A 23,590-nucleotide genomic window follows, 5' to 3' on the forward strand; every position below is an offset into this window, starting at 1 on the left:
TCGATGGCAAGCCTGATTTCATGTCCCCATTGCGGCGCCCGGCCCAAAGAAGAATTCTCGATCCGCGGTGATGCGAGTCTTACCCGGCCGGCGCCGGATGCCGGTGCGGATGCCTGGTTCGATTATGTCTATCTGCGCGACAATCCGCGCGGTCGGCATAGAGAATACTGGCACCACTCCTCGGGATGCCGTCGCTGGCTGATCGTCGAACGCGACACCGTCACCCATGCAATCCATGGCGTCAGGGATGCCGCCCTTTCCAAGCTCGGCGGAGAACCGGCATGACGAGCTTCCGTCTTTCCTCCGGCGGCCGCATCGACCGTGCCACGATGCTCGGCTTTACCTTTGACGGCAGGGCGCTCGAAGGCCATCCGGGCGACACACTCGCTTCGGCGCTGCTTGCCAACGGCGTCCAGCTCGTCGGCCGCAGCTTCAAATATCACCGTCCGCGCGGCATCCTGACGGCAGGCGCTGCCGAACCGAATGCGCTGGTGACGACGGGCAGTGGCGGGCGCACCGAACCGAACACACGCGCGACGATGATCGAGCTTTACCAGGGGCTGACGGCAAAAAGCCAGAACCGCTGGCCCTCGCTAGGCTTCGATGTCGGTGCGGTCAACGGGTTACTTTCGCCCTTCCTCAGCGCAGGCTTCTACTACAAGACTTTCATGTGGCCGGCCGGCCTCTGGGAAAAACTCTATGAGCCGATCATCCGCAAGGCGGCGGGCCTCGGCAGGGCCTCCTATGAGGCTGATCCCGATACCTATGAGAAGTGCTGGGCGCATTGCGATCTGCTTGTCATCGGCGCCGGCCCTGCCGGTCTGGCAGCAGCGCTGACCGCCGGCCGCGCCGGCGCCCGCGTCATCCTCGCCGATGAAGGCCCCGAACTCGGCGGTAGCCTGCTGTCCGAGACCGGCACTATCGACGGCAAACCAGCGAGCGCTCTTCTCAGCGAGCTGCTTGCCGGGCTGGAGGGGTTGGAGAATGTGCGTCGCCTGCCGCGTATGACGGTGTTCGGCTGGTACGACGACAATGTCTTAGGCGCGGTCGAACGCGTGCAGAAGCATGTGGCGATGCCCGATCCCGATCGCCCGGTCGAACGGCTGTGGCGCATCGTCGCCCGCCAGGCGATCCTTGCGACGGGCGCCGAAGAGCGGCCGCTCGTCTTCGGCGGCAACGATGTTCCCGGCGTGATGATGGCAGGCGCCATGCGCAGCTATCTCAACCGGCAAGCGGTCGCGCCCGGCGCTCGCACGGTGGTCTTCACCACCAACGATGCCGGTTACCGCACCGCCGCCGATCTCGAAGCCGCAGGCCTCGAAGTCGCTGCGATCGTCGACAGCCGCGCGGATGCGGCTGGGAGCTGGCAGGGCCGCGCCGAAGTGCTGAAGGGCGCCCGCATTATCGATGCGCTTGGCGGCAAGCGCCTGCGCGGCATCAGCGTGGAAATCGCAGGCGGCACCCGTCGGATCGAGGCGGATGCGCTTGCCATGTCGGGCGGCTGGAGCCCGATCATTCATCTTGCCTGCCATCGTGGCGCGAAGCCGCAATGGTCGGACGAGGCCTCGGCATTTCTGGCGCCCGTCCAGCAGGAAGGCCTTATCGTTGCCGGCTCGGCTGCTGGCCTTGCACAAGCCGACGCTTGCCTCGGCGATGGTGCCGCAAAGGCATCAGCCGCATTGAAGGCGATCGGCTTCGCAGCGGAACCAGCCTTTGCATCTGCCGTCGAGACGGCTCAGCGCGCAAAGCCGCTCTGGTCCGTCAAGGGCTCGAAGGGCAAGGCTTTCGTCGATTATCAGAACGATGTGCACCTCAAGGATCTGGGCCTTGCCGTACGCGAAGGCTACGGCCATGTCGAACTCGCCAAGCGTTACACCACATCCGGCATGGCGACTGACCAAGGCAAACTTTCCAACATCAACGCTATCGGCATTCTCGCAGAAGCGCGCGGCGTGTCGCCCGCCGAAGTGGGAACGACGACCTTCCGGCCCTTCTATACGCCGGTTTCCTTCGGCGCTTTGTCCGGGGCATCGCGCGGCAAACATTTCCAGCCGGCACGCAAATCGCCGCTGCATGGCTGGGCTCAGAAGAACGGCGCGGTCTTCGTCGAAACCGGCCTCTGGTACCGCTCCTCCTGGTTCCCGCGCGCCGGCGAGACGACATGGCGCGAAAGTGTCGACCGCGAGGTGCTGAACATCCGGAAGAATGCCGGCCTCTGCGATGTCTCGACGCTCGGCAAGATCGAAATCTTCGGCAGGGATGCCGCGACCTTCCTCGATCGCATCTATTGCAATGGGTTCGCCAAGCTTGCAGTCGGCAAGGCGCGTTACGGCATCATGCTGCGTGAGGACGGCTTCATCTATGATGACGGCACCACCAGCCGGTTCAGTGACGATCATTTCTTCATGACGACGACGACAGCACTCGCCGCCGGCGTGCTCACCCATCTCGAATTCTGCGCCCAGACGCTCTGGCCTGAACTCGATGTCTGCTTCGCCTCCTCGACCGATCAATGGGCCCAGATGGCCGTTGCGGGGCCGAAATCGCGCGCCATCCTCTCTGAGATCGTTGATGAAGATATATCGGATGCCGCCTTCCCCTTTATGAGCGCCCGCAAGGTCTCTCTCTTCGGCGGCAGGCTCGAAGGCCGGCTCTTCCGCATCTCCTTCTCCGGCGAACTCGCCTACGAGCTGGCTGTGCCGGCCGGCTACGGCGAAGGCGTTGCCGACGCCATCATGGCGGCGGGCGAAAAACATGGCATCTGCGCCTATGGCGCCGAAGCGCTCGGCGTCATGCGCATCGAGAAGGGCCATGTCACCCACGCCGAAATCAACGGCACGGTGACACCAGGCGATCTCGGTTTCGGCCGCATGGTTTCATCAATCAAGCCGGATTTCATCGGCAAGGCAATGCTCGCCCGTGAAGGCCTGCAGGATTCCGAACGCCCGCGTCTCGTCGGCGTCAAACCGCTCGATCCGGCAAGAGGCTTCCGCACCGGCTCGCATATTCTTGCCGACGGCGTTGCCGCGACGCTCGAAAACGACCAGGGCTACGTGACATCAAGCGCCTTTTCGCCGGGGCTCGGCCATACGATCGGCTTGGCGCTTGTCAGGCGCGGGCCGGAGCGTATCGGCGAAAAGGTGACGGTCTGGAACGGCCTGCGCAACGAATTCACCGATGCGGTGCTCTGCCATCCCGTCTTCATCGATCCTGAAAACGAGAAGCTCCATGCGTGATCTTCCGCAACACAAGCCGGTTCTGGCCGGGACTAGATATACCGGCATCTCGGAGGCAGGCATCCGGCTGGAAGCCCTGCCGGAGGGCCATCTCCTGCATGTGCTCGGCGCGATCGAGCCATCCGCGCTCGCTGCGGAATTGGCAAAGGCAGGCTTTGCGAAGAGCTCGATCCGCAAGGCGGGCTTCCGCCAATGGTTCGTCGCCGGCGACGAGCGGCTCGTCCCGGCCAGCCTCGACGCTCTCGCAGCGGCGCTGGCGGGAAAGGCCTACGTCATGGACCAGAGCCACGGGCGTGTGCGCATCGGCGTTTCCGGCCGATCCTCGCGGGTGCTTCTCTCGAAAGGCACCGCCGTCGATCTCGATCCGTCCGTCTTCCCGGAAGGCCATTCGGCCATGACGATGGTCGGTCATCTCTCCGTGCAGATCGTCCGCACAGGCGATGACAGCTTCGAGCTCACCGTTCTGCGCAGCTTCGCCGAAAGTCTCTGGGACGATCTCGCCCATATGGCGGCGAGCGCCGAAAAGGACGGCGCATAAAGGCGACCGTACTGGCAACATCGGGAACGACGGTAACGGGACGGAATGACCGCGCTCCCTCGTCAAAATAACCGATGACCTAGTATGTGACCCAGCCCCATCTCTCCTGTCCAAAAGCGGTCAGTTTTGCCTTCCCAAATCCAAGCTCATTTTCTGAGCAAGAGACATCAATTCGCTTTTCAGAATGGTGGCACGTTCGGAGGCCTGTGCAAGGCCACTTTTGATAAAGGTGCGTGCTCGATCTTGATCCGAGAGCTCGACTGCAATGCGAGCCAGATGAAGTGCAGCGCGAGGACTGATCCTTTCTGGAGATTCAGACTCTAGCAATCGTTTAAAGCAGTCCGGATAGTGGGTATAGCGTTGAAAAAACGCCCGCCCGGTTCTTTCCCACTCACTGACTATGAACCTGACATTTTCTTCTGCTTCTTGCGGCGACGAGCAATAAGACCAGCCATGGCCTGGCCCAGGAGGAGGTTGCATTCTATCCCTGAACACGCAATGCGCCTCAGAGATCAAGTTGGGTTCGCCAGAACTCCCACCTTCCCATGGCAAAAATGTCAAATGTGCTCCAAGATTTAGATAGCAGTGACTACCATCGCGCGAGCTTTGCACATTGAAGACGTGAACGACTGGCGCTTGAATTCGCCGCAGCGTCTGGCCGCTTCCTTTGAACCCCTCTGCACGTAGAACCGGATACAGATGCGTGGCCAGAAGCTTTAAAAATGCACTCTTATTCATTAAAAATGGTTCCCGAAGACACTTTTCCAGATATGAAAAATGCCGATTTCATTATGTCAACTACCTTATTGCGGAACTTGCTTTTGCTGCCGGGCCAACGAGGCAACGGTCTCTTCGCGACTGGAATGTTCGCGTCGGCATTGTAAGACTATCTAGGTCGGCTTGTGAACCATTTCCCACCACCTATCCGGGTCTCTTGATGTCTTCGAATCTGAGACTGAAGCGCGCCAGATATTTACTCAGGCGATCGGCGTCGTTGCTGCTCTTTTTCCCTAGTCGCGAGATCGCAAACAAGGCTCTGCCTGCCGCGCTTGCCGTGGCATGTTGACGGCAGGTATGAAGAACAGTGGCAAGCTGCGCTGCGTCAAAGCGATCGAGGCTAGCAGCAGTCTCTGCACCCAGCATTTCTTCGATGATCAGATCTACCCTGCCGTCGTCACTCGAGCTGCGCCAAAATGCATTCAGCCGTCGGACTTCATCATCAACGACGTCGGTCGTGATGCGCCCATGCGGCGCGAGGGTTGCCATGCGGGTAACCGAAGCCGACAGGTCGCGAAAGTTGGCGCTCCAGACGGCTTGCGGACCAGTTGCGAAAGTAAGATAGCGTTCGCGTGCTTCCTTGTTGAACGTAACATTTTCGCCTTCGCGTTCGAGATAGCGCCTGAACTCAAAGTCGAGATTGGGCTCTATGTCCTCCTTGCGCTCGCGCAGGGCCGGCAGCTGGAAAGTCCAGAGGTTCAGGCGGGCATAGAGATCCTCGCGGAACCTTCCTTTTCGGACATCCTCGCCAAGATCGCGATTGGTGCCTGCAAGCAGCTGAAAGTCCGCGGACGCCTCCCGATCAGCGCCCACGGGCAGGAACTTCTTTTCCTCGATCGCGCGCAGGCACATGGCCTGTTCGTCAAGGCCGAGTTCGCCAATCTCGTCGAGGAACAGCACGCCTTTGTCGGCGGACTTGAGCAAGCCGGCACGCTCGCCGGCAGCACCGGTAAAGGCTCCTTTCACATGGCCGAACAGGGTGGACATGGCCTGGTCGCCGCGCAGGGTCGCGCAGTTGACCTCGATGAACGGACCACTGACCTTGCGTTGGCTCTTCTTCAACTCGTAGATCCTGCGGGCGAGTTGCGATTTGCCGGCACCGGTCGGCCCGGTCAGGAGAACAGGCGCCGTTGAGCGGATCACCACCCTCTCGATCTCGCCGATCATTCTGTTGAAGGTGGCGCTGCGGGTCGAAATCCCCGACTTCAGGAAGGAAGCGGCGTCTTCACGCTCGGAGGCGAAGCGCTTGGCGATCTCGTCATAGCGGGAAAGGTCGAGGTCGATAATCCGATGCGTGCCGGCGAAATCCTGCTCCGGTTCCCGGTCGCGCGGCGGCGAGAGCTGCAACAATTGGCCGGGAATGATGCGGGCTTCGGTCAGCAAGAACCAGCAGATCTGTGCCACATGAGTGCCGGTCGTGATGTTGACGAGATAGTCTTCCGTGTCGGGGTCGAAGTTGTAGTTGCGGGCAAAGTCCCTGAGGCTCGTATAGACCTCCGAAAAATCCCAGGGATCTCGAAAGTTGATGACATTGCTCCGCACCTCCGTTGCCGGCGCCACGGTCTCGATGTCGGCAACGATGCGGTGACAGAGAGCTTGCGAGTGGTTGTCGTGGATCAGTTCCAGCCGGTCGATAAATAGGCCCGGTTGCTGGCAGAGCGCAACATTGGGCCGCCAGCGGCTCCAGCGATTTTCCCATTTCCCTGCATCCAGGGTGGTTCCCAATATGCTGATGGCGACGCGGCGCTTCATGTCTTATCCAAAATTATAAGGCACTATAATCTGCGATAATATAATCGGGATGCGGATTTTCGCAATTCATGATTGCCCGTGAAGGCGCGGAAAAATTTCATATTTAAAAACATATAGATAAGAGAAAAACACACACGGGGTGGGCACTTTTCTCCAAACTGGCACGCGTCTTGAAATGTATCTGGCACGAACCAACCAAGAGGTGCTGTCATGGTCAACAAGGCAATCTTCAAAACCTACCTCGGGAAACTGCTTCCGGGAACGGACACAAAAAATCATGAAGCCGCCCCGGCCTATCAGCTGACGCCGCGCGAGGCGCTCGCGCAATATGCCGTCACAGGCACGTTCAACGGCACCTTCTATGCGGATGGGGCCGAGCAGCTCGAAGCGGTAAAGACGCTTGCCCTTCAGGTCGAGCCGGAATTTCTCGCGAAGGTGGCTGTTTACGCCGCTGAAAAGGGTCACATGAAGGATATGCCGGTGACGTTGCTCGCCATGCTCTCCAGCCTTCAGAGTGATGCCTTCGCCCGTGCATTCCCGCGGGTGATTAAGAGTGGCAAGATGCTGCGCGGCTTCGTGCAGGTCATGCGCTCTGGCGCCACGGGTCGCAAGTCGCTCGGTACACGTCCGAAGAAGGCGGTGCAGGCGTGGCTCGAACGGGCCAGCACCGCGCAGATCCTGCGGGCGATGGTCGGAAACGATCCTTCGCTCGCCGACGTCATCCGCATGGTGCATCCGAAGCCGGCTACGGAGGAGCGCAAGGCGCTTTATGCCTGGGCGATCGGCAAGCCGCACGACTACGCGGCACTGCCTGAGCTCATCAAGGCATTGGAAGCGTTCCGACGCGACCAGACGGCACCGGTGCCGGACGTCCCGTTCCAGATGCTGACCTCGCTGCCGCTGACGCGGGAGCATTGGGTCGAGATCGCCCGCAAGGGCGGCTGGCAGATGGTGCGGCAGAACCTTAACACCTTTGCACGCAATGGCGTGTTCGAGGTCGAGGGTTTTGCCGAGGCGCTGGCGGCGCGGCTTGCCGATCCGGAGGAAATCCGCAAGGCAAAGGTCTTCCCCTATCAGCTGATGATGGCGTGGAAGATGGTCGATGGCCAGGTTCCGGATGTCGTTCGGGATGCGCTTCAGGACGCGATGGATATCGCCATCGCCAACGTGCCGTCCCTGATGGGCAATGTTGTGCTCTGCCCCGACGTGTCGGGTTCCATGGGTTCGCCCGTGACCGGTTACCGGAAGGGCGCAACGTCCTCGGTTCGTTGCATCGACGTTGCCGGTCTGATGACCGCGGCGTTCCTGCGGCGCAATCCGAAGGCGCGGGTGCTGCCGTTCGAGAATGACGTGGTGCACGTCAGCCTCAACAAGCGGGATTCGGTGATGACCAATGCCGGTAAGCTGGCGAAAATCGGCGGCGGTGGAACCAACTGCTCCGCGCCGCTGAAGAGGCTGGCAAACGAGAAGGCCAAAGTCGATCTCGTGGTGTTCATCTCGGACAATGAGTCCTGGGTGGATGTGCGCGGGAGCGGCCAGCCGACGGCGGTGATGACGGAATGGGCAAGGATCAAGCGGGTCAACCCGGCTGCGAAGCTGGTCTGCCTCGACATCCAGCCCCATGCCACGACACAGGCGCCGACGCGTGAAGACGTGCTCAACATCGGTGGCTTCTCGGATGCCGTCTATGGAGTGATCACGGCTTTCGCGGCCAATAGCAAAGGAGCGGATGGCTGGGTGAACGCCATCGAGGCGATCGAGCTCTGACGGGCTCACAGGAGGCAATCCCCTCGCGCCGTCGTGAACGGCGCGAGGGCCGTGACGAATGCCGGATGAAACTACAGGCTGTTACCCTCCAGGTCGCGGGTTCGAATCCCGTCGGGTCTTCCAGTTTATGGACCCGTAGCTCAGCGGATAGAGCAGGATGTTTCACCACACCTCGTCGTCACGGACGAATGGAATGACATGGCGAATGCATGGGGAACTACATCTGTGTCGCGAGTTCGATTCTCGCCAGGGCCTGGTCCTGTAGCTCAGTTGGTAGAGCAAGCTGTTTCCCGGACACTTGTCGCCATGGCTGAAATGAACGGCGAATGCAAAAGGAACTACATTGCCGCGGCAGGTTCGAACCCTGCGAGGGATTAAACGTCCCCTTGGTAGCGGGAAGTTTCTTAAACACTTGTCGCCATAGCCAAATGCAGCGGCGAATGCCGGATGGAACTACAGCCGCCAACGTTGGATGGTCTGGCAGGTTCGACTCCTCCTGGGCATACGCTCTCTGGCACGAGCGGGGCCATCCGGTTTCGTCCACCCTCGTCGCCGCTGCATGGCATGCACTATCCCTGTTCCACAGGGGCGGAATAACTCGGCGAATGCCGGCACGACTACAGGTAGAGCGGCCCATCGGATTTCCGGCGGGCAGGTCGGGTGTTCAAATCATCCCGCGCTTCCGAAAGGAGCGCGTAGCTCAGTAAACTGTCCTGCCAAATCTCGTCGCCGGGACGATGGTAAGGCCCTGGGCGAATGCCGCCGGTGACTACAGGGGCCGCATAGCGCCATGACCATGGAATGCGTGCGGTGAGATAGATCTCCGGCAATGCTCGTCGCTCAGGTGGTGTGAAGAAAAGCAACTGAACAAGAAGGACTGCAGACGCAGAAAAGACAATGATAGCGGTAATGAGCGGACAGGATTTGATCGATGCCGGCATGAGCCAGGGGAAGTGGTTTCGCCCGGCTCTCGACGCGGCCAATGCGGTTTTGAGCAAGGGTGGCTCGGTGGCGGATGCCCTGGAGGCGGCAAGGCGCTTCCAGCCGGGTCCGACGCTTGCCTTGAGGGCCGATAACGATATCGAGATCTATTCCAACATCCGTGCCGAGAACGCCTTCGAGCAGGACAATGTCGAGAAGGTCAACGCGACGATGCGGGCGCTGGTGCGTACGCCGGTTGTTCGCTCCGCGGCGATCATGCCTGACGCTTGCCCGGCGGGTCCTGTGGGAACGATCCCGGTCGGCGGCGTAGTGGCGTCCGAAGCGATTCATCCCGGTATGCATTCGGCCGATATCTGCTGCTCGATGGCGATCTCGATCTTTCCTGGCGTGGATCCGAAGTCGCTTCTGGATGCCGTGCATGCCGTAACGCATTTCGGTCCCGGCGGTCGTCCGCGCGGCGCGCAGTTGAAGCCTTCCGTGGCGACGCTTTCGGCCTTCGAGCAGAACCCTTATCTGCGCGACGGTGCGTTGAGCGCTGGCATCGAGCACTTCGCGACCCAGGGCGACGGCAATCATTTCGCCTATGTCGGGACGATGAAGTCGACCGGCGAAACCGCGCTTGTGACCCATCATGGATCGCGGGCACCGGGGGCGCGGCTCTACGACAAGGGTATGAAGGTCGCCAACCAGTTTCGGGAACGCATCTCGCCTGAGACGCATAGGGAAAATGCCTGGATTCCGGCGGATACCGAGGAAGGTGACGTCTACTGGTCGGCGCTGCAGACGATCCGGCAGTGGACCAGGGAAAACCACTATGTCCTTCACGACATGGCGGCGGAAAAACTCTCGGCCAAGGTCGCGGACCGCTTCTGGAACGAGCATAATTTCGTCTTCCGGAAGTCTGACGGGCTGTTCTACCACGGAAAGGGTGCCACCCCTGCCTTCGACAACTGGGCGCATGACGCGACCGATCTGACCATCATTCCGCTCAATATGGCGGAACCGATCCTGATCGTTCGTGGCTCGAACGCTGCCCATGGCCTCGGCTTCTCGCCGCATGGCGCTGGCCGCAACTTTTCGCGCAGCGCGCATATGAGGCAGCTGTCTGCGGACTATGGAGCGGATTCGCGAGGTCTGAGCCCGAACAACATCGCAGCTATTCTGGAGAAGGAAATAAGCGGTCTCGACGCGCGGTTCTTCTCTGGTTTCGCCGATGTGTCGGAACTGCCGAGTGCCTACAAGAGCGCTGCGAACGTGCGGGCGCAGATCGAGCACTACGGTCTCGCCGAAGTGGTCGACGAGGTGATCCCCTACGGGAGCATCATGGCAGGCGACTGGCAGAAGAGCGCGCCCTGGCGCAAGAAGCGCCAGTAAACACCGGGGAAGGCAACTAGGCTTGCCTTCCCTCGAATGCACCATGCGGGGCAGATAGTCCCCAGCTAGCGTTCGCCAACAGGTTTCAAGCCGTTGCCTGCACGCCGGTTTCCGCCTTCATCCACTCCGCGCGCTCGGCGCCTTGCAGTTCTTCCATCGCATCGGTGGCGAAGCTCGGGACGACGCCCGTCCAGAGCAGTGCGCCATCGGAATTGGAATGGCCGTCGCCTTCCAGCCGGTAGATGCTTTCGACGATGTACTGGCCGTCGTTGTTCAGGCCCTTGATCTCGGAAATCTCGATCACCCGGCGCCGGCCGGTGCGCTTGAAGCGGGCGATCTGCACGACGACGTCGACCGCCGAGGCGATCTGGGCGCGCAGCGGCCGGAGCGGCATGTCGATGTCAGACATCAGCGCAAGCGTCTCCAGCCGATGCAGGGCGTCGTAGGGCGTGTTCGCATGCACCGTCGAAAGGCTGCCGCTATGGCCTGAGGTCATCGCCTGGATCATGTCGAGCGCCTCGCCGCCGCGGCATTCGCCGACGATGATCCGGTCGGGCCGCATGCGCAGCGACGAACGGAACAGGTCGCGGATGCTGGCGCCGCCGCGGCCGAAACGGTCGGGCTTCGTCACTTCAAGATAGACCACGTGTTCCTTGCGGATCTGCAGTTCCGACGTGTCCTCGATGACGATGATGCGCTCGTGGTCGGCAAAGGCTTCCGACAGCGCGTTCAGCATCGTCGTCTTGCCGGTGCCGGTGCCGCCGGAGATGATGACGTTCTTCTGCAGGCCGACAGCCGCCTGTAACAGCGACAGCGACTCCTCGGTCAGGCTGCCCTGGGTGACGAGATCGCGGATGCTGCGATGTTCCTTCAGAAAGCGGCGAATGGAGATGCAGAGCCCGGTACGGGCGGCCGGCGGCTGGATCATCTGCACGCGTGAGCCATCCGGCAGACGGGCCTCGATGCTCGGTTCCTCCGGGGTCAGCCGCTTGCCGGAGAATTGCGCGATGCTGCGCGCGGCCGATTCCAGATCCTCGCGGCTGGCGAAACGCGTATCGGCGCGTTCGAGCTTGCCTCGCCTTTCGACGAAGATGTCGGATGTGCCGTTGATCAGGATTTCGGAAACGCTCGGATCTTCGAGGAGGAAACGGATCGGCCCGAGCAGCTTGTCCAGCGCCCGGGTCAGGACCTGGAAGGTTGCCTGTTCGGCAGCGTCGTCGGAAACGGCTTTCATCAGAGCGGCATCCCGACCAGGACCGAGCTCATGCCGAACAGTGTCGCCATCATCTGAACCGCGGTCGGAAAGAACATCATCAGTGGAATGAGGACCAGTGCAAGTATCAAGATGCTGCTCATCGTTTCCATCGTTTTCTCTCCGGATCGACTGGCGGGACCATACCCACGATTTCAGGAAAGCTTAATCCAGATCATCAAACAACGCCATGGCCGCGTCCCGCGCGGACGGCCATTCTGACCGCAATGCGCCGTTTCTTCTATCGCTTTGAAAGAATTGACCAATTATGGAGCAGTAGACGAGGACTCGGGAGGTCGTCCAAAACTTCATATCCGCAGGTAAAACTGTAGACGATTCAGGTGTTTAGTTGAAAAAATCCGGCGTCAACTCGGTTTTGTCAAACGATGCCTCCAAGACAATTGGAACCCTTCGTTTCGTTTGCTTGACGGAGGGCTGGCCTTGGGCGCACTCTTGGGTCTTAATGGTGTTGCTCAACAAACGTTGGCCGCCGGGGAAGTTAAGCTGAAGCAGAAAATATCATTGGAACGAGCAACGTGCTCGTTCGGAGCGATAGCGCATGCTTGGTTCATCTTCACCAGGGATTTGATCCGAAACAAACCTGAGAACGAGGAGTACTCACATGTTCGGCAAACTCAAGACTCTCGCAATTGCACTTCACAAGGACGAGCGCGGCGATATGGCCCAGATCGTTCTTGCCGTCGCCCTGATCGTCATTCCGCTGATGCTGCTTCTGCTGGCATTCGGCAAACAGATCGGCGAATGGTTCAACGAAAAGAACACGGCCCTCTCGGATGCCGAGAGAATTCCTGAGCCGGGCCAATAAGTGGGCCGGGATCATGGATACCACCTATGATCTGACCCTGATGCCTGCAGCGGCGGCTCTTGCCGTCGCCTGCACCATGACCGCGGCGGTGCTCGATCACCGCCATGGTCACATCCCGAACGCCGTGACCTATCCCTGCCTGCTTGCCGGCTTCATGCTGGCAGCCGTCAGCGGCGGTCTGGCAGGGATCGGCCTTGCCTTTGCCGGCCTGCTTGCGGCCGGCATGATCTTCTTCGTCGCCTTCGCAGCCGGAAGCTGCGGCGGCGGCGATGTCAAGCTGATGGCGGCGCTCGGCGCCATTCTCGGCCTCTGGCCCGCCATCGACGTCACCCTCGCATCGCTGATGGTCGGCGGCGTGATCGCCGTTTTCTCCATGGCGCGGCGTGTTCAGTGGGGCGTGTTGTTGCGGACGGTCGGACTGTTCGCGTTGCTCCTGCCCGCAGGTTTCCGCGATGCCGCTTCGGTGCTGAAGCCGCGCGAGACACATCATACTGTCCGCTTCGGCGTTGCCGCTGCCCTCGGTCTTCTCTGGTGCCTTTTCATGCCTGGTTTCACCCCTCTTTCACTCGTGAGGTAACGGCAATGCGCCCCGAACTCGAACGCCCCATCTTCGACGGTGCCTTCTGGAGTTCTATCCTGCACTCCCGCACCTTCTGGATTCCGCAGGATCACGGCGCGCTTCTCGGCACCTTATCGATCGCTATGATATTGCTTGCCTCGATGCTGCTGCTGCCGCGGCTTTCCGCCCGCCGGCGCCGGATATCGGAGCTGCACGGCGATATCTCGGGCAGCACGACGATGATGGATTTCGTGCTCGTCACGCCGGTCTTCGTCTTCTTCATGTTCGTGGTCTTCCAGTTCGCGATCCTCGCAAAAAACCACCTCTTCACCCATTATGCCGCCTATGCGGCGGCCCGCAGCGCCCGCGTCTATTTCTGCCCGGCCCTGCCGATCACCATCCGGAGCATAATCGACGTCAAGACCTGTGACGACGATGCCGCCGCCGGCAAGGCCGATCTCGCCGCCCGCCTGGCGCTGATCCCGGCTGCTCCTTACGACCAGCTGAAATGCGTCGGCGCCTGCCAGCCGCCGGAGGATGCGCTGAAAAACCTTGCCGATGCCTCGGGCCTTTCGAAGAACTGGCGCGCGATGCGCAACCAGGCCCGCTACATGTTCGATCCGCAGAACGTCACCGTGACCGTCGACCGCGCGCCGATGGCGCTCTATGCCGCCATCAATCGCTCGCCGCACGTACCTGTTACCGCCAGGGTGGAAGCGCGCTTCCTGCTGCTCGAATATGCCGGCTGGGTATTTGCCCGCGGCCAGAGGAAGGACGGCCGCTACTACACGATTTCGACGGCGGAGGTGAACCTGCTATGACCCCGACCTTCATCAAACGTTTGCACCGCGACGAACGCGGCTTCCTGTCACCGATCATCCTTTACATGACGATCGCGCTCGCCCTGATGATCGTCTGGATCCTCAACACCGGGCAGGTCATCTACGACAAGCAGCGCACGCAGGATACCGCCGATGCCGCCGCTCTCGTCCACGCCGACTGGGAAGCGCGCTATCTCAACATCATGGCGATGAACAACGTCGCTTCCTCGCAGGCAACCGTCGTCATGGCGACCTCGGTCGCCTTCCAGCTCACGACGGCGGAACTGGCGCTGCGCTCGGGTGTCATTCTGGCGAAACTGGCCGAATACTCCTTCACGGAGGGCTTCGGGCCGGCATCGCTTCTGCCGCCGCTTCCGCCGATGCCCTATTGCCCCGGCTGGCAAAAAGTCCCGATCGTCGGCGGCATCATCTACGGCGCTTGCCTGGCGTTTCAGGGGTTCCGGGCGACTGAAGCCACCAAAGCGATCGCATATACGGTCGCGGCGCAGGTCAAATACGATCCCTGGGGCCTCATCAACAAGTCCAGTGACATCATCGATGCGATGAACGACCTGAACGATTACCTCGTGGAAAGCTTCCCGCAACGCGTCGGCAACGAGGCCCTGCATCTGGTGCGCCTCAACAAATCTGACCATGTCGTGTTTCATCCGCCGTGCGAAAACTGCGGCCAGGCTGGAGAAGGTGCCGGCGGCAACCTGCCGGTGGACCGTGATGGCGTCAATCCAGCCGCTGCCTATACCGAAATGTGCCTTGCCATGTCTTATGGCACCCAGGGGCAGGATCCGCTCCTCATGCGCGGCGAGTTCGCCAATCGCGGCTTCCCCAACGGCAAGGGTCCGCTGACGGCGGGCGGTGTCGACGGCAGCCATATCCGCGACTGGGTCAACCACGAAAGCGGCATCGACAATCAACTGGTGGAATTCTACATCTTCTATGAAGCCTTCGGCCCGGCCTATCTGAGCAAGGTCCCGTTCAAGGCGATTGTCGAGCAATATGCAGGCGATCTCAGCTGGTGGCAGGAACTGGCGCTCGATGCCAGCTTCTGGATCGCCGACAAGGTCTTCGGTGTCGGCTTCGGCATCACCAACCCCTTCCAGCTGCCGATCGACGTGCCGCCGCGCTATTCCGACTCGCAGACGAAGGACGAGAACGACTTCACCCGCAAGTTCGACATGATCTGGAACCAGGTCTGCGGCCCGGCCGGTGGCGCGATCTCCGTGGCTGGTGCGAGCCTGCCGGTCGTCTCCTTCCCGAAGCCTTACTGGCTGAAGGGACGCGCGCCCTTCAACTTCACGCCCTTTGGCGGCGACCAGCTCACCGACTACCAGACGTTGGCGATCGTTTCACGCGCGCCCCGCGCCAGGCTCCAGGTCCGTATCTTCAAGGACAAGACGCCCTCCGCCTATGCCTTGGCGCAGAGCTGGGTGCACAATTACACGGCCTTCGACCTCTACACGCAGGACTGGCTCGCATCACTAGCGCCCGCCACGCTCGCCGACGACATCGGTGAGGTCTCGAACACTATCAAGCAGAGCCCGGCCGCCGACAGTTATACCGGCCTGACGCGCGTCTTCGACAAGGGAGGAGCCAATGCCTGGGCTGCCGTCAACACCCACTGAGCCTACGGGTGGCGGCCTCTTGATGAGGCTGCATCGCGACAGGCGCGGTCTCGCTTCGATCGAATTCGTGCTCGCCGCGCCGGTCATTCTGCTGATCGTGATTTTCATGATTCATGCAAACAGGATTTCCACCAAGAAAGTCGGAACCATGCTCGCCATGCGCAATGCGGCCTTTGCCGAGGCGAACGGGCTGGATTGCACCTCCGATTTCTCGAACGTCTTTCCGATCCCGGCGTTGCCGGCGCTCCCCGGAGGGGACGCCATGAACTGCTCGCGCACGCCGTCTCATGAAGGCGACGGCGATCCTCAGCGCACCTTTGTCTGGGACGACGTGCAGAATACCATCAAGAGCGACGGCCGCGATTTCGGCGATATCGTCGGCGACCTCGCCAATGAAAAGCCGCAGCTCGTCACCGCGACCGCCGACCGCATCTACAAGTTCAGGGATTCCGACGATCTCGATACGATCAGGAGCATCCGCTGGAAGGATGCGTTCACGGTGGACGATTCCACGCTGTTTGCCTCCCACAACAACGATACGACGAGCCGCGGCTACGATCCGACGCTGCGCCGGGAAATCCGCGATGTGGCGAGCGATTCCGGCGATCTCTTCGACGGCGTCTTTCCGGGAGCGAAGTGAGATGAGACAGGGTTCGCGCATCTTCGTTCATTTGACCGGCATGGCGCTCGTCATCGGGCTCGCCGTCGCGGTGGCCACACCGGGCCGCGCCGAGATCTACAAGGATTTCAGGGTGACGCTGAATTCGATGCTGGCAAGCATTCTCGGCGCGCCGGAACGCTCGCCGCGCGATCTCGTCATCAACGGCCAGCCGCTGGAGTTCACGCCCTACCAGAGCGACCGCAGCATCTCCGATATCACCGATGAATGGCTGCGGGTGCTGGCCGCCAATACCCGGCCTGCCCTTCCGAAGAGCAACAGCAAGGAAGAGCTGACAGCCGTCATCGCCGCCAACATGCTGATCGTGCCGAAGACCAGCCGCATCCGCGATGATCTCGCGGTGGTGGTGCGCTTCTTCGACGGCGACGGCGAGGCGGCACTCGACTATCTCAGACGGCAGGACCCGGCAAACCCCTCGGCAAAGCCGCCGATACCTGGTGTCTCGATCTTGATCCGTCGTCCCGCCGATGCTCCGATGACCGAGGTGCTGATGAGCCGCTTCGAGGATGTCGGCTCGACGCTGCCGGCCTTTGCGGCTCCGGCCGATGTCAGCAAGCTGCCTCAGTCGCTGCGTCCGCCGGCCGGTGTCGAGGTGCTGAGCGATATCGGCGATCATGACAAGGGCCACATGTCGCGCACGGTCGTATCGAAAGGCACGCTGTCCGCCGTGCGCTGGTCCGATCAGCGCGCCGATCTTCTTGCCCGTGACGGCTTCACCATCGAGGCACCGCCGGCTGAGCGCGGCGGGGTCACCGCCCTCTACGGCCGGCGCGGCAGCGTCGAGGCCAATGTTCTCTACACCAGGAGCAGGACCGACGGCAGAACCGTCGAGGTCGTTCAAATCAGGCAACCCTTCGTCGAAGGAATAACACCATGAACTGGAAGCTCATCGCGGCTGTCATCGTCGGGCTCATCACGGGCGTTCTGCTGTACTTCTGGACGGAGAGCGTCAAGAATGAGCAGGTGGCCTATGCCTTCATGCGCCTCCAGCCCGACAGGAAGGTGACGAGAGGTCAGGCGATCACGCCCGACATGCTCGCCGAACCGGTCATGCTGCCGGAAAGCTTCGGGCCGCTGGCCAAGCTCGCGGTTCCCGCTGCCAGCGCCTACAGGGAGTGGCTGAAGGACAGGACGGCGGCAGCCGACATTCCGGCCGGCTCGGTGCTGCTCTTCCAGTATTTCGACGATACCGACGGCGGACGCCTGACAACGATGATCGCACCCGGCAAGCGTGCGCTTACCCTTCCCGTCAACGCGACCGCGGCCGTCGGCCACTTCGTCGAGCCCGGCAGCTATGTCGATATCCTCGGCACTGTGGATGAACCGGTCGAGCCCGTGGCGCCGGCCGCCGCGACCCAGCCGGGAGCCCCCGGCCAGGCTCCCGCCGTTCCGGGGCAGCCTGCCGCGACCGCGCAGCCGGCCGCTCCGGCTCAGCCCGCATCGCCGGTCGAGCAGATGCTGAAGAACTATCTCACCCAATATCCCGGCGCCGACGAGAATGACGTCAACGCCTACCGCAAGCAGGCGCAGGACTATAAACTCGGCATCAGCTCACGCACCCGCGTCGTTACCCGCACCTTCCTGCAAAACGTCAAGGTTCTGGCCGTTGGCGCGGCGACGACTGCCGAAGGCGCCGTCACCAAGGCCAATAGCACTTACAACAACGTGACTGTCGAAGTGACGCCCTCGGAAGCCGAAATGCTGATCTTCGCCCTGGGTCAGTCGAACGGCAGCCTGAACCTCGTTCTGCGCAATCCGACAGATAATAGTGTCGAGGAACTGCCGAGCATCAACTGGACGCGCATGTGACCGTCGCGGGGGGAATGAGCCATGCTGTTGAAGATTTCCTATGAGGACGGCAGCGGCCGGGAAGTGATCCCGCTTTCGGCGAACGAGACCTATTTCGTCGGCGAAAGCAGCACGCTGACGCTGCCCGCCGGCGCGGGCGTCGTCCGTCTGCGCGGCAGCCATGTCTCCTCGCCGCAATTCGTGCTGCGGAAGTCTGGCCAGGGCTGGTCGGTGCAGCATCACGGCCGCAATCCGACGCGCGTCGATGATCAGCCGCTTCGAGCCGGCACGCCGGTTGCGGTGTCGGCCGGCATGTCGATCTGGGTGCCGAACGTCACGATCGAGTTGGTCGAGCCCGCCGCGGCCCCGGAAGCGGTCACGCAGTTTCCCGATCAGGAGCGCGTGCTCGCTTTGCAGATGGGAATCCACGAGCGCCTGCTGAAGGACACGCAGTATGACCGGCTGGTAAAATCCTCCGATTTCGGCCGCGAGGAAACGCGAACCCGCATCCGCGAGCGCCTCGACATGTTCATCAAGGAGGCGCTTGACGCGGCCCCCCAGGACCTCGTCGTCCTCGTCATCAAGAACGCCGTCTATCGGTGGCTGGCAAAACGCATCGCCCGCACCGGGCGGCGGGACGCCTCGTCGAATACCGCAAGCCTCGCGCGCGAGGACCAGGACAATCGCCGCCTCTTCGATGTCGGCAAGGCTTTGATTTCAACCTTGCAGCTCAAGTTGAACTTCGAATCCACCCGCTCGGATTTCGCCCAGCTCGACACCCGTTTCAGTGCCGCCTTCCAGGCCAGGCAGGCCCTTTTCAACGCCGGCGACCGTTACGAGATCGCCCATATGCACCTGCGCTCCAATATCGAGGAGCTGATGTATCGCTGGGGTACGATTTCGGAGCTGATGGATCTCGACGTCATCTCGGAAATCATGGTGACGCGCTATGATGAGATCTACGTCGAAAAATTCGGCCTGCTGGAACGCTATCCCTTCGCCTTCGCCAATGAGCGGCAGCTGATGAAGGTGATCGAGCGCATCGCCGTCGATTCCAACCGCTCGATCAACGAGAGCGAGGCGATGGCCGACTTCCGCATGCCGGATGGTTCGCGCGTCAACGCCGTCATTCCGCCGCTTGCGGTTAAGGGCGCCTGCCTCACCATCCGCAAATTCGGCGGTAAGTCGCGGCTCGATATCAGCAAGCTGGTCACCGCTGGTGCGCTGAGCGAGCCGATGCGCGCCTTCCTCGAAGCCGCCGTCCGCGCCCGCAAGAACATCGTCGTCTCAGGCGGCACCGGCTCCGGCAAAACGACGCTGCTGAACAGCCTGTCGCAGTTCATCCCTGTGGGCGAACGCGTCGTCGCTGTCGAAGACACGTCCGAACTCCAGCTCGACGGCATTCATGTCGTCTACCTGCAATCGCGGCCGAAGACGGCGGAGTCCGAAACCAGCGTCACCATCCGCGACCTCGTGCGCAACGCGTTGCGCATGCGCCCTGACCGCATCATCGTCGGTGAGTGCCGCGGCGCCGAGGCGATCGACATGCTGCAGGCGATGAACACAGGCCATGCCGGTTCGATGACGACGGCGCATGCCAATACGCCGCAAGACATGATGACCCGCCTGGAGGTGATGGTGCTGCAGGGCCAGAGCTCGCTGCCGGTCATGGCGATCCGCCAGCAGATCGTTGCTGCCGTCGAGCTCGTCGTGCAGCTGAACCGCCTGGCGAACGGCCGGCGTGCCGTCACCGAGATATCGGAGGTGATCGGCATCGATCCCGACACCGGCCTCATCATCGTCGAACCGATCTTCAATCTCGTCGGCCGCGCCGGCGGGCAGGCCGTGCATGCCTTCACCGGCTATCTGCCGAGCTTCGTCGCCGAACTCGTCGAGTTCAACGACGACGGCGAAATCGAAAAATTGGACATGTTCGTCTGAGGGGAAAACCATGAATATCAGCATTCTGCAGATTTTTACGGTCGCCCTCGGCGCCATAACGGCGGGGCTGCTCGTCTGGGGCGCGCCGGTGCGCTGGCCAGCGCCGCTGCTGCGCGCAACCGAACGCGACATCGCGCTCGCCAGCGAGGCGGCGCAGGTCTTCGGGCGCGACGCCGTTCCGCCCTATACGATGATCCTCGCCTACATCATCACGGCGGTCGTCGTTTTCACAGTGGTTTCGCTGATCTTCGGGCCGATCTTCGGCCTCGTCATCGCGATCCCGGTCGCCTTCTTCCTGCCCAAGGGCGTGATCCGTTATTTCCTCCAGCGTCGCTGGCTGCAGATCGAATCGCAGCTTCCCTACGCCGTCGACCAGATCGTCTCGGCGGTGCGCACCGGCAAGCCGCTCGCCATCGCCGTCAATGCGGTGGCCGATACAGGCCAGATGCCGGCCTCGCGCGAGTTCGAGCGCATCGCCCGCGAACAGAAGCTCGGCATCGGCCTGGTCGAGGCACTCGACCGCCACGGCCGCAATGTGCCGAGCCTGCATTTCAAGATGGTCGATGCGGCGCTCGGCCTCTTTGCCCGCCAGGGCGGCGACATTTCCGAGCCGCTGACGGAAATGTCGAAATCCTTCAAGGAAATCTGGAAGCTCGATCAGAAGATCACGACCTCGTCGTCGCAGGCGCGCATGAATTTCCGCGTCGTCAACGGCGGCGCGCTGTTCATGATCCTGATGATCTTCTTCGGCCAGCCGGAACTGATCGATAAGGTGTTCGGCAACGCGATCGGCATCGTCATCGCCATCGTCGGCGCCATTCTCTATGCCACCGGCTTCTTCTGGATGCGCGCGATGATGAAGGTGTCGGTATGATGTCGCATATACCTCTTGGCCCCATCGTCATCCTCCTTGCCGGCATTACGGCTGCCCTCTTCGTCTGGTGGATCGGCGACATGCTCGGCAGCATCCAGGTCGTGCGCCGCTCCCATGGAGGTGACGGTCCGCCGCCGAATATCGTCGACAGCATCGGCATGCGCACGCCGGTCGAATTCGTGCTGAAGCATTTCGAGCCGCTCCTGGCCGATTACGGCGCGCAGCTCGAGCAGAAGCTGATCTATGGCGGCCGGCCTTTCGGCGGTGTGACCGGGCGGGAATATATCGCGCTTCTCGTCGTTCTCAGCCTGTTCGGCTTCATCGTGCTCGGCCTGCTGTTCGGCATCGCCAGCGGCAGCGTGATCGGTGGTCTGGTGGCCGGCCTGATACTCGGCCTCGTCCCCGCTATCTATTTCTGGGTCGTCGCCGACGACAAGGCGCAGGATCGCAAGGAGCGCATCTCACGCGAATTTCCTTACTTTCTCGATCTCGTCGTGATGACGCAGCAGGCGCAGGCGACCCTGCCGGAAAGCCTTAGGCTCTATGCCGAAGCCGCACCCGGCACGGTCATGAGCGAGGAGATCGAACAGACGCTGAAGGATGTGGCGCTCGGCACCGGCATGATCGAGGCGCTGCAACGGCTGGAGCGCCGCATGACCGCCGAGGAGGTCGTGCGCGTCATCCGCGCCGTCATCCAGGGCGAAGTCGAAGGCAGCAACCGAGTCGAGCTGCTGCGCGAACATGCGCGCGACCTGCGCTTCCGCCGCTGGGAGAAGGCCGACAGGGCCAGTGAAAAGCTGAAAGCCAAGATCGTCATGCCGGCGATGATGATCGTCGTATCGATCCTTCTTCTGGTTCTGGCGCCGGCAATTGTCGAGATGATGTCGAGTGGGATGTTCTGATCATGGCCTTTTCCTTCTTTCGCGGAAACAAACCAAGCCTTTTGCAGACCGGTCCTGGTGGCCAGAGCCGCAGCCATGTGCTCGACCGGCCCGAAATGTCGATCGGGCGGGCGGCCAATGCCGATATCGTCGTCGACGATCCCTTTCTGGCGCCGATCCATGCACGCATCGAAAAGCAGAGCGACGGCGGCTTCATCATCCGCCGCATGGGTCTGAACCCGATTATGCTGCGCGGCGAAGCGCTGTTGCAGACGGCCTCGCTGAAAGCAGGCGACAGCTTCCGTCTCGGCAAGGACGTCGAATTCCAGTTCGTCGAAAAGGCGCCCGCCAAGGAGGCGCCGAAGAAGGTGGTGTCCAAGGCGAGCGACGGCAAGCCGAAAAAGCCACTGCTCAAGCAGCCGGCCTTCCTCGCCGGCATGGGCGTGGCATACCTCGCCATCGTCGGCATCATCGGCTACGTGATCCTCTCCGGTGGCGGTAGCGCTGAGAGCGGTCCGACGGCAGAGCGCATCAATGCGGAAGCCGGCCGCATCCCGACATGCATCAAGAATGCCCGGCGCATGCGCCAAGTCTCGGAAGCCAGTTTCAACGGCGCCGTCGGCGGCCGTGTCGGCAGGGATGGCGATGCAACCTATGCCGCTCTTTCCCTTGCGTCCGAACCCTCCGACGACGCGGCGCTCGCAAAGGCCGCCGAGCCGATTATCGAGGCTTACAAGCGCACGGCGCTCGCAGCCCTCGCCTCGGAAAATCGCGGCAATAACTCATTGGCGCAGAGTCTCTACCAGCAGACCTACGATCTCGTTCCCGACGTCAACTGCTCGGCCGCACGTTTTGCCCTGCAGCGGCGAGCCGCCACGAAGCCCCCCGCCCGTCGTTGATCGCCGCTTTTGCCTGAGCGCCCACCTAACCGCCGCGGAATCAGACCTGAGGTGGGGACAGAGCTCAGGCATCGTCAGCCAAACCGTTCCACCAGGAAATCTATCACCGTCCGCAACATCGCTGTCGGCCGCCGGTTCGGGGCATAGATGAGGGACATCGGTACAGGCTTGTAGGACCATTCCGGCAGCACCTGCTCGAGCCGTCCTTCGGCGATATCGGCGGCGAGCAGCAGTTCCGGCTGAAGCACGATACCCGCGCCGCTGAGCGCTGCCATGCGCAGCGCCGCCCCCTGGTTGGTCGAGAATTTTCCGGAAATCAACACATCGCGCATTTCGCCTCCCGGCCCGACCAGGTGCCAGCGATCCTGCAAGCGCCAATAGGAGTGGCCGAGGCAGAGATGGTTCGCCAGAGCCTCCGGCGAGACCGGCCGGCCATGGCGGGCAAGATAGTCCGGCGAGGCAGCGAGAATCCGCCGGTAGGGCGTGAGCGGGCGGGCGACAAGGCTACTGTCCGAGAGCGGGCCGATGTGGATGCCGAGCTCGAAACCCTCGCCGATGAGGTCATGGACATTGTTATCGAGTGACAACTCGATGCTGACGTCGGGATAGGCGTTCTGATAATCGATCAGCGTCGGCACCAGGACTTGGGTGCCGAAGCTGACGGGTGCCACCAGTCGAAGGCGGCCGCGGGGCGCTGATTGCAGTTCGCTCGCCGAAGCTTCGGCCAGCGCCACTTCGGAAAGCGCGCGCTTGCAGCGCTCGTAATAGAGCTGGCCGACCTCTGTGAGCTGATGGCGTCGCGTCGTGCGATGGATCAGCTTCGCCCCGAGCCGGGTCTCGATCGTCTTGATGTGCTTGGCAACCATGGCCGGCGATACCTGCGCGATCTCTGCGGCGGCCGCGAAACTACCATTGTCGATGACCCTGACGAACATCGCCATGCCGGCCAGCTTGTCCATAATTACCTACCTGCAGGTTTCGAATGACGAAACCCAAAGCTTATTTATCAACCTGAACATTTACAACATAGTCGTCATGCCCGCG

At 61.7% G+C, this 23,590-nt stretch carries 19 protein-coding genes, 1 tRNA gene and 1 pseudogene; 17 read left to right on the forward strand and 4 right to left on the reverse strand.

Going from position 1 to position 23,590, the window contains the following annotated elements; translation table 11 throughout:
* The first annotated feature begins 3 nt into the window (after window positions 1-3).
* Genes EFB14_RS08300 through EFB14_RS08310 form a run of 3 tightly spaced genes read left to right on the forward strand, consistent with a single transcriptional unit; the run spans window position 4 to window position 3,774 of the window.
* The gene (locus EFB14_RS08300) at window positions 4-285 is read left to right on the forward strand and encodes a sarcosine oxidase subunit delta (protein ID WP_126823578.1); all 282 of its coding nucleotides are present in this window, start codon (window positions 4-6) and stop codon (window positions 283-285) included.
* A complete protein-coding gene (locus EFB14_RS08305; protein WP_126823580.1) occupies window positions 282-3,236 on the forward strand; it encodes a sarcosine oxidase subunit alpha family protein in 2,955 nt (984 codons plus the stop codon). The genes EFB14_RS08300 and EFB14_RS08305 overlap by 4 nt, the downstream gene beginning before the upstream one ends.
* Window positions 3,229-3,774 (forward strand): sarcosine oxidase subunit gamma family protein, encoded by a 546-nt coding sequence (locus EFB14_RS08310; RefSeq protein WP_126823582.1) that lies wholly within the window; start codon window positions 3,229-3,231, stop codon window positions 3,772-3,774. The genes EFB14_RS08305 and EFB14_RS08310 overlap by 8 nt, the downstream gene beginning before the upstream one ends.
* A 120-nt stretch (window positions 3,775-3,894) precedes the next feature.
* Here EFB14_RS08310 and EFB14_RS08315 read toward each other — a convergent pair whose 3' ends face one another.
* Entirely contained in the window at window positions 3,895-4,512 is a 618-nt protein-coding gene (locus EFB14_RS08315) for a DUF4304 domain-containing protein (RefSeq protein ID WP_126823584.1), read from the reverse strand.
* 183 nt (window positions 4,513-4,695) lie between these two features.
* Entirely contained in the window at window positions 4,696-6,303 is a 1,608-nt protein-coding gene (gene rtcR, locus EFB14_RS08320) for an RNA repair transcriptional activator RtcR (RefSeq protein ID WP_126823586.1), read from the reverse strand.
* A 210-nt stretch (window positions 6,304-6,513) separates the two neighbouring features.
* Here rtcR and EFB14_RS08325 point away from each other — a divergent pair, with 210 nt between their 5' ends.
* The 3 genes from EFB14_RS08325 (at window position 6,514) to EFB14_RS08330 (ending at window position 10,386) form a co-directional block, all read left to right on the forward strand.
* Entirely contained in the window at window positions 6,514-8,070 is a 1,557-nt protein-coding gene (locus EFB14_RS08325) for an RNA-binding protein (RefSeq protein WP_126823588.1), read from the forward strand.
* Between the two features lie 129 nt (window positions 8,071-8,199).
* Window positions 8,200-8,325 (forward strand) — tRNA-OTHER (locus tag EFB14_RS32825).
* A 654-nt stretch (window positions 8,326-8,979) separates the two neighbouring features.
* Window positions 8,980-10,386 carry an RtcB family protein gene (locus tag EFB14_RS08330; RefSeq protein ID WP_126823591.1) on the forward strand — a complete coding sequence of 469 codons (1,407 nt, stop codon included), beginning with the start codon at window positions 8,980-8,982 and terminating at the stop codon, window positions 10,384-10,386.
* Between the two features lie 85 nt (window positions 10,387-10,471).
* On the opposite strand, the pseudogene EFB14_RS08335 reads toward EFB14_RS08330, so the two are convergent.
* Window positions 10,472-11,783: pseudogene (locus EFB14_RS08335) on the reverse strand (TadA family conjugal transfer-associated ATPase).
* Between the two features lie 477 nt (window positions 11,784-12,260).
* On the opposite strand from EFB14_RS08335, the gene EFB14_RS08345 reads away from it, so the two are divergent.
* The 11 genes from EFB14_RS08345 to EFB14_RS08395 are packed head-to-tail and all read left to right on the forward strand — an operon-like array spanning window position 12,261 to window position 22,546.
* Complete coding sequence (locus tag EFB14_RS08345) at window positions 12,261-12,464, forward strand: hypothetical protein (RefSeq protein WP_018246152.1); 204 nt, start codon at window positions 12,261-12,263, stop codon at window positions 12,462-12,464.
* 13 nt (window positions 12,465-12,477) lie between these two features.
* Window positions 12,478-13,041: an A24 family peptidase gene (locus EFB14_RS08350; protein WP_126823593.1), complete on the forward strand. Its 564-nt coding sequence runs from the start codon at window positions 12,478-12,480 to the stop codon at window positions 13,039-13,041.
* 5 nt (window positions 13,042-13,046) lie between these two features.
* On the forward strand, window positions 13,047-13,844 hold the full coding sequence (locus EFB14_RS08355; RefSeq protein WP_126823595.1) for a TadE/TadG family type IV pilus assembly protein: 798 nt from the start codon (window positions 13,047-13,049) through the stop codon (window positions 13,842-13,844).
* A complete protein-coding gene (locus EFB14_RS08360; RefSeq protein ID WP_126823597.1) occupies window positions 13,841-15,484 on the forward strand; it encodes a Tad domain-containing protein in 1,644 nt (547 codons plus the stop codon). The genes EFB14_RS08355 and EFB14_RS08360 overlap by 4 nt, the downstream gene beginning before the upstream one ends.
* On the forward strand, window positions 15,456-16,124 hold the full coding sequence (locus EFB14_RS08365) for a TadE/TadG family type IV pilus assembly protein (RefSeq protein ID WP_126823599.1): 669 nt from the start codon (window positions 15,456-15,458) through the stop codon (window positions 16,122-16,124). The genes EFB14_RS08360 and EFB14_RS08365 overlap by 29 nt, the downstream gene beginning before the upstream one ends.
* 1 nt (window position 16,125) lies before the next feature.
* Window positions 16,126-17,040, forward strand: coding sequence for a hypothetical protein (locus EFB14_RS08370; protein WP_126823601.1), 915 nt, complete (start codon window positions 16,126-16,128; stop codon window positions 17,038-17,040).
* On the forward strand, window positions 17,037-17,972 hold the full coding sequence (cpaB, locus tag EFB14_RS08375) for a Flp pilus assembly protein CpaB (RefSeq protein WP_126823603.1): 936 nt from the start codon (window positions 17,037-17,039) through the stop codon (window positions 17,970-17,972). The genes EFB14_RS08370 and cpaB overlap by 4 nt, the downstream gene beginning before the upstream one ends.
* 21 nt (window positions 17,973-17,993) lie before the next feature.
* Window positions 17,994-19,892: a TadA family conjugal transfer-associated ATPase gene (locus EFB14_RS08380; protein ID WP_126823605.1), complete on the forward strand. Its 1,899-nt coding sequence runs from the start codon at window positions 17,994-17,996 to the stop codon at window positions 19,890-19,892.
* Between the two features lie 10 nt (window positions 19,893-19,902).
* On the forward strand, window positions 19,903-20,766 hold the full coding sequence (locus tag EFB14_RS08385) for a type II secretion system F family protein (RefSeq protein WP_126823607.1): 864 nt from the start codon (window positions 19,903-19,905) through the stop codon (window positions 20,764-20,766).
* Complete coding sequence (locus EFB14_RS08390; RefSeq protein WP_126823609.1) at window positions 20,763-21,668, forward strand: type II secretion system F family protein; 906 nt, start codon at window positions 20,763-20,765, stop codon at window positions 21,666-21,668. The genes EFB14_RS08385 and EFB14_RS08390 overlap by 4 nt, the downstream gene beginning before the upstream one ends.
* A 2-nt stretch (window positions 21,669-21,670) precedes the next feature.
* Window positions 21,671-22,546: an FHA domain-containing protein gene (locus EFB14_RS08395; RefSeq protein ID WP_126823611.1), complete on the forward strand. Its 876-nt coding sequence runs from the start codon at window positions 21,671-21,673 to the stop codon at window positions 22,544-22,546.
* Between the two features lie 74 nt (window positions 22,547-22,620).
* Here EFB14_RS08395 and EFB14_RS08400 read toward each other — a convergent pair whose 3' ends face one another.
* On the reverse strand, window positions 22,621-23,505 hold the full coding sequence (locus EFB14_RS08400) for a LysR family transcriptional regulator (RefSeq protein WP_126823613.1): 885 nt from the start codon (window positions 23,503-23,505) through the stop codon (window positions 22,621-22,623).
* Between the last annotated feature and the right edge of the window lie 85 nt (window positions 23,506-23,590).

This window comes from Rhizobium fabae (assembly GCF_003985135.1).
Classification (GTDB): Bacteria; Pseudomonadota; Alphaproteobacteria; order Rhizobiales; family Rhizobiaceae; genus Rhizobium; species Rhizobium pisi.